The 14,989-nt window shown below is 71.8% G+C and carries 14 protein-coding genes; 9 read left to right on the forward strand and 5 right to left on the reverse strand.

Going from position 1 to position 14,989, the window contains the following annotated elements; all coding sequences use genetic code 11:
- Positions 1-34 precede the first annotated feature (34 nt).
- On the reverse strand, positions 35-1,075 hold the full coding sequence (locus AB0I68_RS18995) for an NAD(P)-dependent alcohol dehydrogenase (RefSeq protein ID WP_363178463.1): 1,041 nt from the start codon (positions 1,073-1,075) through the stop codon (positions 35-37).
- Positions 1,076-1,195: 120 nt separating this feature from the next.
- On the opposite strand from AB0I68_RS18995, the gene AB0I68_RS19000 reads away from it, so the two are divergent.
- Entirely contained in the window at positions 1,196-1,990 is a 795-nt protein-coding gene (locus AB0I68_RS19000) for a helix-turn-helix domain-containing protein (RefSeq protein ID WP_363178464.1), read from the forward strand.
- Between the two features lie 92 nt (positions 1,991-2,082).
- Here the strand turns inward: AB0I68_RS19000 and AB0I68_RS19005 are convergent, their stop codons facing one another.
- Both AB0I68_RS19005 and AB0I68_RS19010 read right to left on the reverse strand, forming a co-directional pair.
- Complete coding sequence (locus tag AB0I68_RS19005) at positions 2,083-3,882, reverse strand: glycoside hydrolase family 15 protein (protein ID WP_363178465.1); 1,800 nt, start codon at positions 3,880-3,882, stop codon at positions 2,083-2,085.
- 69 nt (positions 3,883-3,951) lie between these two features.
- Positions 3,952-4,506 carry a DoxX family membrane protein gene (locus tag AB0I68_RS19010; RefSeq protein ID WP_363178466.1) on the reverse strand — a complete coding sequence of 185 codons (555 nt, stop codon included), beginning with the start codon at positions 4,504-4,506 and terminating at the stop codon, positions 3,952-3,954.
- Between the two features lie 108 nt (positions 4,507-4,614).
- On the opposite strand from AB0I68_RS19010, the gene AB0I68_RS19015 reads away from it, so the two are divergent.
- The 4 genes from AB0I68_RS19015 to AB0I68_RS19030 are packed head-to-tail and all read left to right on the forward strand — an operon-like array spanning position 4,615 to position 7,332.
- Positions 4,615-5,079 carry a MarR family transcriptional regulator gene (locus AB0I68_RS19015; protein ID WP_363178468.1) on the forward strand — a complete coding sequence of 155 codons (465 nt, stop codon included), beginning with the start codon at positions 4,615-4,617 and terminating at the stop codon, positions 5,077-5,079.
- A 27-nt stretch (positions 5,080-5,106) separates the two neighbouring features.
- Entirely contained in the window at positions 5,107-5,412 is a 306-nt protein-coding gene (locus tag AB0I68_RS19020) for a DUF1232 domain-containing protein (protein WP_363178469.1), read from the forward strand.
- A gap of 53 nt (positions 5,413-5,465) precedes the next feature.
- The gene (locus AB0I68_RS19025) at positions 5,466-6,017 is read left to right on the forward strand and encodes a GNAT family N-acetyltransferase (protein WP_363178471.1); all 552 of its coding nucleotides are present in this window, start codon (positions 5,466-5,468) and stop codon (positions 6,015-6,017) included.
- 37 nt (positions 6,018-6,054) lie between these two features.
- The gene (locus AB0I68_RS19030; protein WP_363178473.1) at positions 6,055-7,332 is read left to right on the forward strand and encodes an SUKH-4 family immunity protein; all 1,278 of its coding nucleotides are present in this window, start codon (positions 6,055-6,057) and stop codon (positions 7,330-7,332) included.
- 49 nt (positions 7,333-7,381) lie between these two features.
- On the opposite strand, the gene AB0I68_RS19035 is transcribed toward AB0I68_RS19030, so the two are convergent.
- Positions 7,382-8,017 (reverse strand): alpha-ketoglutarate-dependent dioxygenase AlkB, encoded by a 636-nt coding sequence (locus tag AB0I68_RS19035; protein WP_363178474.1) that lies wholly within the window; start codon positions 8,015-8,017, stop codon positions 7,382-7,384.
- A gap of 309 nt (positions 8,018-8,326) precedes the next feature.
- On the opposite strand from AB0I68_RS19035, the gene AB0I68_RS19040 reads away from it, so the two are divergent.
- Positions 8,327-10,291, forward strand: a complete 1,965-nt coding sequence (locus AB0I68_RS19040; protein ID WP_363178475.1) for an amino acid transporter — start codon at positions 8,327-8,329, stop codon at positions 10,289-10,291.
- Positions 10,292-10,338: 47 nt separating this feature from the next.
- On the opposite strand, the gene AB0I68_RS19045 is transcribed toward AB0I68_RS19040, so the two are convergent.
- Positions 10,339-11,256, reverse strand: coding sequence for an aldose 1-epimerase family protein (locus tag AB0I68_RS19045; protein ID WP_363178476.1), 918 nt, complete (start codon positions 11,254-11,256; stop codon positions 10,339-10,341).
- Between the two features lie 237 nt (positions 11,257-11,493).
- On the opposite strand from AB0I68_RS19045, the gene AB0I68_RS19050 reads away from it, so the two are divergent.
- From AB0I68_RS19050 to AB0I68_RS19060, 3 genes are read left to right on the forward strand one after another with little or no spacing between them, the layout of a single operon-like run.
- Entirely contained in the window at positions 11,494-12,333 is an 840-nt protein-coding gene (locus AB0I68_RS19050) for an SDR family oxidoreductase (protein ID WP_363178477.1), read from the forward strand.
- A 45-nt stretch (positions 12,334-12,378) separates the two neighbouring features.
- On the forward strand, positions 12,379-13,851 hold the full coding sequence (locus AB0I68_RS19055) for a cytochrome ubiquinol oxidase subunit I (protein WP_363178478.1): 1,473 nt from the start codon (positions 12,379-12,381) through the stop codon (positions 13,849-13,851).
- The gene (locus AB0I68_RS19060; protein WP_363178479.1) at positions 13,848-14,906 is read left to right on the forward strand and encodes a cytochrome d ubiquinol oxidase subunit II; all 1,059 of its coding nucleotides are present in this window, start codon (positions 13,848-13,850) and stop codon (positions 14,904-14,906) included. The genes AB0I68_RS19055 and AB0I68_RS19060 overlap by 4 nt, the downstream gene beginning before the upstream one ends.
- Positions 14,907-14,989 lie beyond the last annotated feature (83 nt).

Genomic DNA, 14,989 nt, shown 5'->3' on the forward strand with positions numbered 1-14,989 from the left:
CGCTCATCGACGGGGGCTGACGGGGTCGACGGGGTCACTTCCCGTCGGCCCCGTCGATGCTGATGACGACCTTGCCGAAGGGGGAGGCCGTCGCGTACTCGCGGTAGGCCGTCCGGGCCTCCTCGAAGGGGTGCACGCGGTCGATGACCGGGCGCAGCCCGTGGGCGGCGACCGCCCGGTTCATGTCCTCGAACTGGGTGCGGCTGCCGACGAACACCCGGCGGATCGTGGCGAGGCTCGACGCGTACGCCGCGTGCGAGATCTCGATCCCGGCCTTGCCGGCGCTGGCGGTGATCAGCAGGGCGATCTGCCCGTACAGGGCACTCGCCCGTACCGACTGCTCGATGGTCTCGGGGCCGCCCGTCTCGACCACCAGGTCGGCGCCGATGCCGCCTGTGAGCTCCCGTACGGCCTGGCCCCAGTCGGGGTTGCGCCGGTAGTCGACGACCTCGTCGGCGCCGAGTGCCTTGAGCCGGTCCGCCTTGTCGGCGCTGGAGGTGGTCGACACCACCCGGCAGCCCAGCAGCTTCGCGAACTGCACGGCGAAGAGGGAGACCGGGCCGGTCCCGAGGGTCAGTACGGTCTGGCCGGGACGCAGTGGTTCGCCGCCGGTCAGCGCGTGCCAGGCGGTGACCCCCGCGCAGGGCAGGGTGGCCGCCTCCTCCCAGGTCAGGTGGTCCGGGACGCGGACCGCCCACTGCTCGTCGAGTACGGCGTACTCCGTGAGCATGCCGTCGAGGGTGCAGCCGGGCTGGTCGAAGGCGTCCGGGGTGATCCGGCCGGTGCGCCAGCGCGGGAAGTACGCGCAGGACACGCGGTCGCCGACCGTGAACCGGGTCACCGCCTCCCCGACGGCGACCACCTCCCCGGCGCCGTCGCTGAGCGGGACCACGCCGGGTGCGGCGGGCAGCGGGTAGCGCTGGTCGAGGATGAGCAGGTCCCGCTTGTTGAGGGAGGCGGCCCGCACGGCGACCACGATGCCGGTGGGCCCGGCCGGCTCGGGCCGGGGTCCGCCGGAGTCGCGGAGCACGATTCCGTCGATGCCGCCGAATGCTTCCAGGTGGTACGAGCGCATCCCATCCTCCGGGGCTGTCGGTGCTGTTCCGTCGCAGCTCAGGTTCCGGGGCCGGGGACACGCCCGGCAATTCCCTCCGGGGAATCGCCGGGTCCGCCGGGCGGGGGCTAGAAAGGGCACATGGCCACTGCACCCACTCCGTTCGCCCGTGAGGTCCGCCGGCGGCGCGCACTGCGCCGGATGAGCCAGCTCGAACTGGCCACCCAGGCCGGGACCACCCAGCGGCATCTCAGTTTCATCGAGAGCGGCCGCTCGATGCCGGGCCGGGCGATGGTGGTGCGGCTCTCCGAGTCCCTCGGGCTGACGCTGCGGGAGCGCAACTCCATGCTGCTGAGCGCCGGTTATGCGCCGGCGTACGCCGAGTCGCCGCGCGAGGACGCCGCCATCGAGCCGGCCATGGAGGCCCTGCGGTCCATCCTGACCGGGCATCTGCCGTACCCGGCGGTGGTCGCCGGTCCGCGCGGCGAACTCGTCCTGGCGAACAGCGCGTTCGGCGTGCTGAGCGAGGGCGCGGCCGCGCACCTGCTCGCGCCGCCGGTGAACGTGCTGCGGCTCGCGCTGCATCCCGAGGGGATGGCGCCGCGCGTGGTGAACCTGGCGGCGTGGGGGCGGCACATCACGGAGAGCCTGCGGGCCCGGGCCACCGCCCATCCGGACGCGGAACTCGACGCGCTGATCGAGGAGTTGACCGGGTACCTGCCCGCGATCGCACCGCCGGGGCCGGACCACCTGGGCTTCGCGGTGCCGCTGCGGCTGCGTACGGGCGGGGGCGAACTGCGGCTGCTGACGACGCTGACGTCGTTCGCCACGGCGGTGGATGTCACGCTGGCCGAGCTGCACCTGGAGGCCTTCCTCCCGGCCGACGCCGCGACCGCCGGCCTCCTGCACCGACGCGCGGCCGCCACCCCCGCCTGACCCCGCTCCGCGACCCCGCTCCCGCCCGAACCCTCCCCCTCTCCCCTGGCGGTGGCCGGGGGAGTTTCGGGACCGGCCGCGGGGGGTCAGCCCTACGGGAACGGGGTGAGGGTCCGGCCCAGGGTGAGGGCCGTGTTCACCAGGCCTACGTGGCTGAACGCCTGTGGGAAGTTGCCGAGTTGGCGTCCCATCACCGGGTCGTACTCCTCCGCGAGCAGCCCCACGTCGTTGCGTACGGCCAGCAGCCGCTCGAACAGCTCCCGCGCCTCCTTCTCCCGTCCGGTCATGTGCAGGGCGTCGGCCAGCCAGAACGAGCAGGCCAGGAAGGCCCCTTCGTCACCCGGCAGCCCGTCCACCGACGGGCCCTCGGTGCTGTAGCGGCGGACCAGGCCGCTGCTGCCGAGCTCCGCCCGGACCGCGTCGACCGTGCCGATCACCCGCGGGTCGTCCGGTGGCAGGAACCCGACCCGCGGGATGAGCAGGGTGGCCGCGTCCAGCTCGCGGGAGCCGTAGTACTGCGTGAAGGTGCCCCGCACGGGGTCGAAGCCGTTCTCGATCACATCCCGGTGCACCTCCTCCCGCATGGTCCGCCACCGCTCCACGTCGCCGTGCAGAGAGGGGTCGCTCTCCAGCGTGCACACGGCCCGGTCGGCGGCGACCCACGCCATCACCTTGGAGTGCACGAAGTGCCGGCGCGGCCCGCGCACCTCCCACAGGCCCTCGTCCGGCCGACGCCAGTTGCGCTCAAGGAAGTCGAGGAGCGCGAGCTGGATCCGCCACGAGTGCCTCTCCGCGGGCAGTCCGTTCGACCGGGCCAGGTAGAGGGAGTCGAGGACCTCCCCGTACACGTCGAGCTGGAGCTGGTCCACGGCCGCGTTGCCGACCCGGACCGGGGCGGAGGAGGCGTAGCCGCGCAGCCACGGCAGGTCGTTCTCCGGGATCCGCCGCTCGCCGCCGATCCCGTACATGATCTGCAGGTCGGCGGGATCGCCGGCGACCGCGCGCAGCAGCCATTCGCGCCAGGCGCGGGCCTCCTCCAGGAAGCCGGTCGCGAGGAGGGAGCCGAGGGTGAGGGTGGAGTCGCGCAGCCAGCAGTAGCGGTAGTCCCAGTTGCGGACACCGCCGAGCTCCTCGGGGAGGGAGGTCGTTGCGGCGGCCGCGATTCCGCCGGTCGGGGCGTACGTGAGGGCCTTGAGGGTGATCAGGGAGCGGGTCACCGCCTCCCGGTAGGGGCCGTCGTAGGTGCACTTGGCGGTCCAGTCCCGCCAGTCGGCGAGGTTCTGCTCGAGCGCCGCGTACGGTTCCACGGCCGCGGGGCGCGGTTCGTGCGAGGGGTGCCAGGTGAGGACGAAGGCGACCCGCTGACCGGCGGCGACGGTGAATTCGGAGCGGGTGCTGTTGGCCTCGCCCCAGGTGTGGACGGCCGGTTCGCTGCGGAACCACACGGAGTCGGGCCCGGCGACGGCGACCCGCTCGCCGTCGCAGCGCCGGACCCAGGGGACGACGTGCCCGTAGTCGAACCGCAGCCGCAGGACGCTGCGCACGGCGACCTCACCAGAAAGGCCTTCGACGATGCGCATCACGTCGGGTGCCTTGTCGCGTTGCGGCATGAAATCGGTGACCTTGAACGAGCCGCCGTCCGGGGTCTCCCAGTAGGACTCCAGGACCAGCGAGCCGTCGATGTAGGCGCGGCGGGTGCACCGCTCGCCTGCGGCGGCCCCGGCCGGGGCGATGCGCCAGTGGCCGTTCTCCTTGCCGCCGAGGAGCGCCGCGAAGCAGGCGGACGAGTCGAAGCGCGGCAGGCACAGCCAGTCGATGGACCCGTCGCGGCCGACGAGCCCGCTGGTCATGAGGTCGCCGATGAGTGCGTAGTCTTCGATGGGTTGTGTCATTTGTGCGCTGTTCCCCCGAATGCCCGGGTCCAATCAGCCTGGCCCCGGGCACCCTCTTGCGCGCGCCGGTCAGTTGCGTACGAGGAGCAGCACGCCGGCGGTGATCACGCCGACGGCGACGGCGAGGGCGCCGTGGGCCAGACGGTGGCTGCGCAGGACGGGCAGGAAGCGGTCGGCGGCGTACCGCCCGGGGCCGGTGAGGGCGAGGGCGGCGGCGGCCACGGTCAGGAGCAGTTCGTACTCGATGCCCTTCGGGGCGAAGAACGATCCCGCGCCGTGGACGGCGATCGCATTGATCATGGTGCCGACGACCGCGGCGCCGGCGAGCGGGGTGAGCAGCCCGAGGACGAGGCCGAGGCCGCCGAGGACCTCGGTCAGGCCGGCGAGGACGGCCATGGCGTCGCCCGCGGGGTAGCCGCTGGCGGTGAAGAACTGGCCGGTGCCGCTGATGCCGCCGCCGCCGAACCAGCCGAGGAGCTTCTGGGTGCCGTGGCCGGCCATGGTGAGTCCGAGGACGACGCGCAGGAGGAGCAGGCCGGCGTCGTGCGCGGGGGTGGAGAGGGCGAGCGGGACGGCCGGGACGGCGGCCTGCGGCTTCGTCGCGGTGACGGAGGGGCTGGTCATGGGGGATCCTTCCGGTCGGGCGGTCCGGGACGGAGTAGTTCAAATTCGAACCGCCAGTCCGACCTTAACCAGTGATTCAAATTGGAACAACCCGTGTACCCTGGGCGCATGGCTGAAGCGAGATGGCTGGACGAGCGCGAGATGCGCGCCTGGAGCGGCTTCCTGGCCGCATCCGCCCTGGTGAACCGCCGTCTCGACCAGCAGCTCAAGGACGACTCCGGACTGTCGCACCCGCAGTACGAGATCCTCGTGCGGCTCGCCGCGGCCCCGGACCGCGAGCTGCGGATGACGGAACTGGCCAATGGCCTGATCAATTCGAAGAGCGGGCTGACCTACCAGGTCACCCAGCTGGAGAAGGCGGGCCTGGTCCGCCGCCGCAGCTGCCCCTCCGACGTGCGCGGGGTCTTCGCCGTCCTCACGGACGCCGGCAGCGCCCGCCTGGAGGAGGCCGCTCCCGGGCATGTGGCGACGGTCCGGGAGGCGCTGATCGACGTCCTCACCCCCGAGCAGCTCGAGGCGCTCGCGGAGGGGCTGGGCGAGGTCAGCCGCCGACTGCGGGAGAATGGCGCATAACGGGTCTGAACGGGGTATAGGGGTGACATGGACGGAACGGTCTGGCTGACGGTCGCGGCGTTCGTCGCCCTGGGGCTGGCGATCGCGGCCGCCGTGCTGCTCGTAAGGGTCTTCGCGGCGCGGCGCCTGCTGCTCGACGCGGGGATCCCGCTGCGCGACAAGGCGCTCTTCTGGGTCGCGGTGATCTACACCATCTCGCCCGTGGACCTGATCCCGGACCCGGTGTACCTCGACGACATCGGTGTGCTGCTGCTGGCACTGCACACCCTGCACGCGGCGGCGGGCGCGGTGCGGCCCGGGGCAGCCGCCGCCAAGGAGCCGGGCGCCGCATAGCCGCACGGCCGCATAGCCGCACGGCCGCATGGCCGCGCTGCGAGAATCGGTCGATGAACTCGCACACCACCGATACCACCGACCGCGTACCGCCGCTGACCCTCCGGGCCGTGACCGCCGAACTCCGGCCGGTCGTCGAGCGGCTGGCCCAGCTGTACCGCCACGACATGTCGGAGTTCCTCGGCCATCTGCCCGCGGCGGACGGGACGTTCGGCTTCGGCAGGCTGCCGCTGTTCTTCGGCGGGCCGGGGCGTCAGGCCCTGCTGATCCAGTACGGGGCCACACCGGCGGGGTTCGTGCTGACCCGGGAGACCGACGAGGGGGCGACCTCGATCTCGGCGTTCTTCGTCGTAAGGGCCCTGCGCAGGCGGGGCGTCGGCCGGCAGGCGGCCCTGGAACTGCTGCGTTCGCAGCCGGGCCGGTGGGCCATCGCCTTCCAGGAGCCCAACACGGGCGCGGCCCGCTTCTGGCGCGAAGTCGCCACGGAGGCAGTGGGTCCCGATGCCTGGCACGAGGAGAAGCGCCCGGTGCCGGAGCCGGCGGCCGGGACCGTGCCGCAGGACAACTGGATCTTCCTGAACACAGTCGGCGTCAACACCCCCTAGCTCCGGGGCTGTCAGAGGCCGGTGGCACCATGTCCGCATGCCTCGTGAAGATCTTGACGCCCTGTTCTCCTCCCCCGCCGCCCTGTTGGAGGCCGGACCGGCCCGCGTGCGGGAGTGGCCCGGCTCGGAGGCCGGCGGCGGGGTCGGCCGTGAGGTCTTCGCCCAGGCGGAGGCCGTGTTCGGGCACGCAGAAGTGTCGCGGGCGGAGTTCGGCTCGTGGCTGCACTTCGCGGCGAAGGTGCTGGGGCACGACGCGTACGCGGAACAGGTCGCCGCGGCCGAGCCCGGCATGCCGTGGCGGACCATATGGGCCTGGTGGCGGCCGGTCGGGGCCTTCCGGGCCGAGCCGAACCTCAGCGGGGACGCCTCCGCCGACGTCTTCGACGGGCCGGACGGCCGGAGCCTGCTGAAGGTCTGGTCGCTCTGGACCGACGAGCGCTGGTTCGACCTGGCCACCGGCTCGCCGTGCCCGGCGCCCGCCGACGGGGAGTTCACCGAGCGCAAGCAGGAGGCCGAGGAGGACGAGCCGTTCCTCTTCGACCCGGACGAGGACGCCTGGGCCCTGCACTGCCCCGGCACCTGGGAGGAGCCCGTGGCCCTCGGCGCGGGCCGCTTCCTGCTCGTCGAGGCGCGCGGGGTCCTGGTGGTGGAGCGGGGCGAGACGGCGGCGGCGGCCGGCTGGCCCACCGGTGGCGCCGACAGCACCTCGTGGGACGAGGGCGCGGGCGAGCCGTGGTTCGCGGGCCCGGAGCCGGGCGAGTCGCCGCTGGACGCGGCCCGCGTGGATGCGGTGTTCGGCGCCGACCGGATGGTCCGCGTACCGGATGCGCAACTGCCCGCGGCCCTGACCCACCGCCCGACGCGGGATCTCGTCACCACGGTGGGCCTGCCGCGCCAGTGGGCGGCGGGTGTGACCTCGTTCCGGCTCGCCTGGACCGAGGCAGGGCCCGGGGACGCGGAGCCCGGCCCCGACGGCCTGCTGCACCTGGGGACGTTCGAACTGGGCTACGCCGACGAGGGCCGGGTGCTGCTCCACCCGGAGACGGGCGCGGTGTCGCTGATCCGCGACGGCGAGGGGCCGTTCCCGTTCGCCCGGGACACGGAGACGTTCGTGCGGCTCCTGGAGGCGGTGCGCCGGTTCATGGGGGCCTGCTGGGACCCTTACCCCGGTGAGTACGGCCGCGGTTCCTTCCTCGCCGAGGTGGCGGACCTGGAGCCGGACGTCCTGGAGTCAGGCGATCCCGCCGAGCCGGGCGCCGAGGTCTGGGAGCACCTGTTCGCATCCATCACCGAACTGAGCGTCTACGGCTACTGACCGGGCCGCGGGCGTGGCCGCGGGCGTGGCCGCCGGCCCGGCCCACGGGTCAGCGGACGCCGCGCGGGCGGTACTGGATGCTGATGCGCGGGCCGACCGCGCGGCCGGATTTGGGCACCGCGTGCTCCATGGTCCGCTGGCAGGAACCGCCCATCACGACGAGGTCGCCGTGCCCGAGGGGCAGGCGCAGCAGGGTGGGGCCGCCGTCGCGGGGGCGGAAGACGAGATCGCGGGGGTCGCCGACCGAGACGATCGCGACCATGGTGTCCTCGGTGGCGGACCGGCCGATCCGGTCCCCGTGCCAGGCGACGCTGTCCCGGCCGTCGCGGTAGAGGCAGAGCCCGGCGGTGGCGAAGGGTTCCCCGAGCTCGGCGGCGTAGTGCCGGGTCAGTGTGTCGCGGGCCTCGGCGAGCGCCGGATGCGGCAGGGGCTCCCCCTCGTCGTAGAAGGCGAGCAGGCGCGGTACGTCGACCTCGCGCTCGTACATCCGGCGGCGCTCGGCCCGCCACGGCACGTCCTCGGCCAGCCGCTCGAACAGCGTGTCGGCGCCGGAGAGCCAGCCGGGGAGGTGGTCGACCCAGGCGCCGGGGCCGAGCGGGGTGCGGCGCAGGTCCGGGAGCGGGCCGAGGCGGATCTCGTCGCCCTGGTCGAAGAGGGAGCCCTGGAGGCCGGGGATCGTACGCACGGGTCCATCGTAGCGCCCTGCTCGAACATTCGCTCGATTTGATGGACTGTGCGGACCCTCCGTAAGACCGTCGCGACCGCGCACGCCGACGCCTTCGGGCAGCGTGGTGCGATGCAGAGTGTCTGCGCAGGTGGGAGGCGGGTTCGCGCCGGAGTACGCCCCTCCGGCCAACCGGAGCAACCTCCCGCGCGACGCCGCCGGAAGCCCGTCAGGATAAGAACGCGCGCGTGCACGAATGATCAGGTTCCGTACGCTTGCCCAGCCGCCGCACCGATGGCCGGATCCAAGCCGTACGAAGGAGCACCCGCGATGGCCACCCCCACCCAGCCGAGCCGCCTGAGGGCATGGCTCCTGGAAGGCCTGACCGACCAGATGAAGCACCGGGCGGGCCCTCGGCCGGAAGAGTCGGGCGAGGCCGGACCGTCCGCGCCCGACGACCACGGGCGGCCGTGGTGGCGGGTGATGTGCCTGACGGGCCTCGACTACTTCTCGACCCTCGGCTACCAGCCGGGCATCGCGGCGCTCGCGGCCGGCCTGCTCTCGCCGCTGGCCACCATCGTGCTCGTGATCCTCACCCTCTTCGGGGCGCTGCCGGTCTACCGGCGGGTGGCGGAGGAGAGCCCGCACGGCGAGGGCTCCATCGCGATGCTGGAGCGGCTGCTGTCGTTCTGGAAGGGCAAGCTGTTCGTCCTGACCCTGCTGGGCTTCGCTGCGACCGACTTCCTGATCACGATCACCCTGTCGGCGGCGGACGCGACCGCGCACATGGTGGAGAACCCGCATCTGACCAGCACGCTCAACGGCCACCAGGTCCTGATCACCCTGATCCTGATCGCCCTGCTCGGCGGCGTGTTCCTCAAGGGGTTCAGCGAGGCCATCGGGGTGGCCGTGGCCCTGGTCTTCTCGTATCTCGCGCTGAACGTCGTCGTCATCGGGGTCGGCCTGTGGCAGGTCGTCAGTGAGCCGCAGCTCATCGGCGACTGGAAGGACGCGCTGATCACCGAGCACGGCAACGTGTTCATGATGATCGCCATCGCGCTGGTGGTCTTCCCCAAGCTGGCGCTCGGCCTGTCCGGGTTCGAGACCGGTGTCGCGGTCATGCCGCACGTCCAGGGCTCCCCGGACGACTCGGACGAGAAGCCCGCGGGCCGGATCCGGGGCACGAAGAAGCTGCTGACCACCGCCGCCGTGATCATGAGCGTCTTCCTGATCACCAGCAGCTTCGTCACCACCCTGCTGATCCCGCCCGCGGCGTTCCAGCCGGGCGGCGAGGCCAACGGCCGCGCCCTCGCGTACCTGGCCCACGAGTACCTCGGCTCCGCCTTCGGCACGGTCTACGACGTCTCGACCATCCTCATCCTGTGGTTCGCGGGCTCCTCGGCCATGGCCGGCCTGCTCAACCTGATGCCGCGCTACCTGCCCCGCTACGGCATGGCCCCCCACTGGGCCCGCGCCCTGCGCCCCATGGTCATCGTCTTCACCCTGATCGCGTTCCTGGTGACCTGGCTCTTCGACGCCGACGTCGACGCGCAGGGCGGCGCGTACGCCACCGGTGTCCTCGTCCTGATCACCTCGGCGGCCGTCGCCGTGACCATCGCCGCCCGCCGGGCCGGGGAGCGCGGCTGGGCCATCGGCTTCGGCGTCATCTCCGCCGTCTTCGTCTACACCACCGCCGTCAACGTCGCCGAGCGCCCCGACGGCGTGAAGATCGGTGCCTGCTTCATCGCCGGCATCATGGCCCTCTCGCTCCTGTCCCGCCTCGCCCGCGTCTTCGAGCTGCGCGTCACCCACGTGGAATTCGACGACATGGCCCAGCGGTTCATCCGCGACACCGCCAACCGCACCATCCGCTTCATCGCCAACGAACCCGACAGCCGCGACCTCGAGGAGTACCGGCAGAAGAAGCAGCAGATCCGCGCCGACAACGACATCCCCTCCGAGGACGACGTCATGTTCGTCGAGGTCACGGTCCTGGACGCATCCGAATTCGAATCCGGGATGCGGGTACGCGGCGAAGTCCTCCACGACCGCTACCGCGTCCTGACCCTCGAGAGCTCCAGCATCCCCAACGCCCTCGCCGCCCTGCTGCTGCGCGTACGGGACGAGACCGGGCAGCGGCCGCACATCTACTTCGAGTGGACCGAGGGCAACCCGATGGCCAACTTCTTCCGCTTCTTCCTCTTCGGACAGGGCGAGGTAGCCCCCGTCACCCGCGAGGTCATCCGCGAGGCCGAACCCGACCGCAGCCGCCGCCCCCACGTCCACGCCGGCTGACGTCGGGGGTCATCAGGAACCGTCAGAGACCCGGCCGGCCGGGTCGGTCACTGACCTCGCCAGGGCGCGAGCCCCCACTGCAGCGTGTGCTGGGCCCCCGGTTCGAGACGCACCCGAGCCGTGTCGCAGCGGAAGGCGTCCGGGCCACAGCTCATCGGCTCCACGGCGACGCTCCGGCGCCGGTGCGGCTCGGGCAGGGTGTCCCCGGTGAACACCTGGACGAAGTCCACACCCTCACCGAGCCACAGATCGGTGCCGTACGCGCCGGACGGCTCGGCAAGTCGTACGACGGCGCGCCCGTCAGCGGCCCGTCGCAGGTCCGTGAAGGCCGTGTCCAGCCACTGTGGGCCGATGGGCCGCGGCGCGCCGAAGTCGTGGGACGTCCCCGAGACCGGCTCGGTCGCGACGGGCAGGCCGCGGTCGTCGGTTTGCAGCCAGGTCAGAGCGGGGACGGTCAGCAGCGTGTCGTCCACCGTGCCGGGTCCCACGGCGAGATACGGGTGCTGACCGACCCCGTACGGTGCGGGGGTGTCGCCGACGTTCCGTGCGGTCAGCGTGACCGTCAGGCCTTGGCGGTCGAGTGCGTACTCCGCACGGGCCACCAGGTGGAAGGGGTAGCCGGGTTGCGGCCAGAGCGTGGTCGCCAGCGCCACGCGGCTGTCCGCCTGCTCCACCGCCTGCCATGACGTCCAGCGCAGCAGACCGTGGATGGCATTGGCGTGTTCGATCTCGTTGACGGGCAGTTGGAGTTCCCGCCCCTGCCACCGGTACCGGCCGTTTCCTATCCGGTTGGGCCACGGCAGGAGGAGCTGTCCGCGTCCGCCCTCGATCGGGTCGTCGGCGTCGAAACCGTCGACGACCAGGCGCTCGGCGACCGCGTAGTGGCGCAGGGCGCCGCCCAGCTCCACGGCGACGGCGGTCTGTGGACCGCAGGTCAGCCGGAACTGGGCACCCGTCCGATGCATGTTCGCCATCCTCGCCGGTGGCGCTCGGGGTTCGGGGTGCGGGTTCCCGCACACCGGGTGGTCCCATTCCATCACCGTACGGATTGCACCGCACCTCGGCGGGGCGTTGAGCCGTTCGGCTCGGGAGGGCACTCCACACGGGTCATCGGCAGTCGTGCCACCAGGCCGTGGCCGCGCCGCGATGCTCTCGTGGTGGCGCGGATTTCGTGTCCCCGTCAGCACCCAGGGAGAGTTTCAGTGGAAGCCAGCGGCAACGACCGTCGAACGCTCCTTGTTCCTCAGGTCCTCAAGGGGCAGAAGGCCCTGGTGACGGGGGCGAACTCCGGCATCGGCAAGGCCACCGCGATCGGCCTCGGACGCGCGGGCGCCGACGTGGTCGTGAACTACGTCGCCGGGAAGGACGCCGCGGAAGAGGTGGTGCGGGAGATCGAGGGCTTCGGGGTCCGCGCCTACGCGCACGAGGGTGACGTGTCGCAGGAGGACCAGGTCGTCGACATGGTCGCCCGGATGGTCGAGGAGTTCGGGACCATCGACGTCATGGTGGCGAACGCCGGTCTCCAGCGGGACGCCGCGGTCACCGACATGACCATGGACCAGTGGCGCAAGGTGCTGGACGTCAACCTCACCGGTCAGTTCCTGTGCGCCCGCGAGGCGACCAAGGAATTCCTGCGCCGCGGCGTCGTCCCGGAGGTGTCCCGCTCCGCCGGGAAGATCATTTGCATGAGCTCGGTACACCAGATCATCCCCTGGGCCGGGCACGTGAACTACGCCTCCTCCAAAGGCGGCGTACAGATGCTCATGACCACGCTCGCGCAGGAGCTCGCCCCGCAGCGGATCCGGGTCAACGCCGTCGCTCCGGGTGCGATCCGCACACCCATCAACCGCAGCGCCTGGGACACCCCCGAGGCCGAGGCCGACCTGCTGCGGCTCATCCCGTACCGCCGCGTCGGCGACCCCGAGGACATCGCGAACGCGGTGACCGTCCTCGCCTCCGACCTGCTCGACTACGTCGTGGGGACGACGATCTACGTGGACGGAGGCATGACCCTGTTCCCCGGGTTCGCCACCGGTGGCTGAAGCCCGCAGACCTTCAGCCGTCCGGCACGAACCGCTAAGGCTCACATGAACAGCGCGATCGCGATGATGGCGGACACCCCTCCGCAGCTGCTCCCTGCCCGCGAGCTCATGGCCTTCACCCTGGCCTCCCACATCCTGCTCGTGCCCTTCGGCGTGGCCCTGCCCGCCATCACCCTGCTGATGCACTACCGCGGGCTGCGCAAGGGCGACGCGGTCGCCTTGCTGCTCGCGCGCCGCTGGTCGGCGGTGATGGCCGTGCAGTTCGCCATCGGCGTCGTCACCGGTACCGTGCTCTCCTTCGAGTTCGGCCTGCTGTGGCCGCAAATGATGGGCCGGTGGGGCGATGTCTTCGGCCTCGGATTCTCGGTCGAGGCGTGGGCGTTCTTCCTCGAGGCGATCCTCATCGCCATCTACCTCTATGGCTGGCGAAGGCTGAAGCCGTGGACGCACTTCTGGCTGGCTGTGCCGCTGCCGCTGACGGCGCTGCTGGGGGCGTTCGGAATCATCGCCGCGAACTCCTGGATGAACACGCCGCGCGGCTTCTCGCTCGACGCGGACGGCAACCCCGTGGACGTCGACGTCCGCAAGGCGATCTTCACGCCGATGTTCGGCCCCGAGTACTGGCACTTCGTGGTAGGTGTCGTCCTCACGGCGGGCTATGTCGTGGCCGGGGTGTATGCGGTCGGCTGGCTGCGCGGCCGGCGTGAGCACTACCACCGGCTCGGCTTCACCGTGCCGTTCACCGTCGCCGCGATCCTCACCCCCGTGCAGTTCATGATCGGGGACTCCATCGCGCGCTCGGTCTTCCACAAGCAGCCGGTGAAATTCGCCGCCACCGAGATCGTCTGGAAGACCGATACCCACGTACCGGAGTACATGTTCGGACGCCTGCATCCCGACGGGTCGATCTCCGGCGGGATCAAGATCCCCCAACTGGACTCGATCCTCGCCGGATTCAGCCCCGACACCCAGGTGACAGGCCTGTCGTCGGTCCCCGCGAGCGACCGCCCGACGGCGACCCAGGCCACCATCGCCCACTGGGCGTTCGACATCATGGTGACGATCGGAAGCCTGCTCGTCCTGCTCGCGCTCTGGTACGGCTGGTGCTGGCTGCGCCGCCGCGACCTGCCGCGCTCGCCCTGGTTCTTCCGGTGCGCCGCCGTGGCCGGGGCGGCCTGCCTGGTGACGGTGGAATGCGGCTGGATCACCACCGAAGTGGGTCGCCAGCCCTGGATCGTCTACCAGAACATGCGGGTGTCCGAAGCCGTCACGGACACCCGGGCCGCGTCGCTGTGGACGATGTTCGCCATCGTCGGCGTGGTCTACACACTGGTCTTTGGCAGCTTCCTGGCCGTCCTGCTCACGATGCGCACCCGTTGGCGGGCCGCCGACGAACAGCTGGTCGACGCCCACGCCGCCGGCCCTCCGGAAGGCGACACCCCCTACGGGCCCCGCCGGACGACCGCCGCGGCCGGACCGGATCACGGCACTGCACACGGTGACGGAGGAGAGCAATGATCCAGGACGTCGTGGCCTGGGCGCTGCTCGCCGCGGTGGCCGCCTACGCGTGTGCCGGCGGGACCGACTACGGCGCCGGCTTCTGGGATCTGTTCGCGGGCGGCCCCGAACGGGGCAAGCGGCCCCGGTGGCTGATCGACCACGCCATGGAGCCGGTTTGGGAGACGAACAACGTCTGGCTCATCTTCATCCTGGTGATCATGTGGACGGGCTTCCCGGTCCTGTTCCAGACGGTCTTCTCGGCCATGTGGCTGCCCTTGGCGCTCGCGGCCGTCGGGCTCGTCCTGCGCGGTGCGGGCTTCGCCCTGCGCAAGCCCATGACACGCCTCGCGCGGCGCAGGATCTACGGCGCCGCCTTCGCCGTGTCCTCACTCCTGACACCCTTCTTCCTCGGAGCGGTGGTCGGCGGCCTGGCCACGGGCCGGGTCGCTCCGGGGACGGAGGCGTCCGCCGACGCCTGGTCCAACGGGACCTCCGTGCTCGCCGGGCTGCTCACCGTCGCCGCGACCGCATTCCTGGGCGCGGTGTTCCTCACGGCCGACGCCCGCCGCTTCGACGCCCCCGGCCTCGTCCGCTACTTCCGGCTGCGGGCCTGGTGCAGCCTCGGGGTCATCGCCGTCCTGGCCGTCGTCGGCCTCGCCGTCACCCACCACGACGCGCGCTACGTCTACGACGGGCTCACCAGCGGTCTCGGCCTGGCCCTCGTCCTGATGGCCGTCGTCAGCGCCGTGGCCACCGCCGTACTGCTGTACCGCACGGCCACGGGCTGGGCGAGGATCACGGCGGCCGGCAGCGTCGCCCTCGTCGTGGTCGCCTGGGGGGTGGCCCAGAGCCCGTACCTCATCCCCACGTCGCTGACCGTGGACCAGGCGGCCGGAGCGTCGACGACACTGCGCTGGCTGGTCCTGGTGACGGTCATCGCGGTGGTGCTCGTGGGACCGCCCCTGGTCCTGCTCTACCGGCTGGACACCAAGGGCGCCCTCCAGCCGCTCGCCGAGAACGACCTGCGGCGGAGCGCCGCCAACCGGAATCCGGGTGGCACCCCGCCGTCCTGACCGGTCCCGGCGGACGGATGGGGTCGTCAGGACCGATGCGGGAAAGGGGGTGATGCATGACGGGGCCCGGGCACGAACCGGTG

Origin of the sequence: Streptomyces sp. NPDC050448, from assembly GCF_040655295.1 — a bacterium.
Classification (GTDB): domain Bacteria; phylum Actinomycetota; class Actinomycetes; order Streptomycetales; family Streptomycetaceae; genus Streptomyces.

Bases quoted from the DNA above. Each gene is read 5' to 3' on its own strand.
- AB0I68_RS18995 (WP_363178463.1), bottom strand. From the start codon at position 1,075: ATGCGCTCGTACCACCTGGAAGCATTCGGCGGCATCGACGGAATCGTG.
- AB0I68_RS19000 (WP_363178464.1), top strand. From the start codon at position 1,196: ATGGCCACTGCACCCACTCCGTTCGCCCGTGAGGTCCGCCGGCGGCGC.
- AB0I68_RS19005 (WP_363178465.1), bottom strand. From the start codon at position 3,882: ATGACACAACCCATCGAAGACTACGCACTCATCGGCGACCTCATGACC.
- AB0I68_RS19010 (WP_363178466.1), bottom strand. From the start codon at position 4,506: ATGACCAGCCCCTCCGTCACCGCGACGAAGCCGCAGGCCGCCGTCCCG.
- AB0I68_RS19015 (WP_363178468.1), top strand. From the start codon at position 4,615: ATGGCTGAAGCGAGATGGCTGGACGAGCGCGAGATGCGCGCCTGGAGC.
- AB0I68_RS19020 (WP_363178469.1), top strand. From the start codon at position 5,107: ATGGACGGAACGGTCTGGCTGACGGTCGCGGCGTTCGTCGCCCTGGGG.
- AB0I68_RS19025 (WP_363178471.1), top strand. From the start codon at position 5,466: ATGAACTCGCACACCACCGATACCACCGACCGCGTACCGCCGCTGACC.
- AB0I68_RS19030 (WP_363178473.1), top strand. From the start codon at position 6,055: ATGCCTCGTGAAGATCTTGACGCCCTGTTCTCCTCCCCCGCCGCCCTG.
- AB0I68_RS19040 (WP_363178475.1), top strand. From the start codon at position 8,327: ATGGCCACCCCCACCCAGCCGAGCCGCCTGAGGGCATGGCTCCTGGAA.
- AB0I68_RS19045 (WP_363178476.1), bottom strand. From the start codon at position 11,256: ATGCATCGGACGGGTGCCCAGTTCCGGCTGACCTGCGGTCCACAGACC.
- AB0I68_RS19055 (WP_363178478.1), top strand. From the start codon at position 12,379: ATGAACAGCGCGATCGCGATGATGGCGGACACCCCTCCGCAGCTGCTC.
- AB0I68_RS19060 (WP_363178479.1), top strand. From the start codon at position 13,848: ATGATCCAGGACGTCGTGGCCTGGGCGCTGCTCGCCGCGGTGGCCGCC.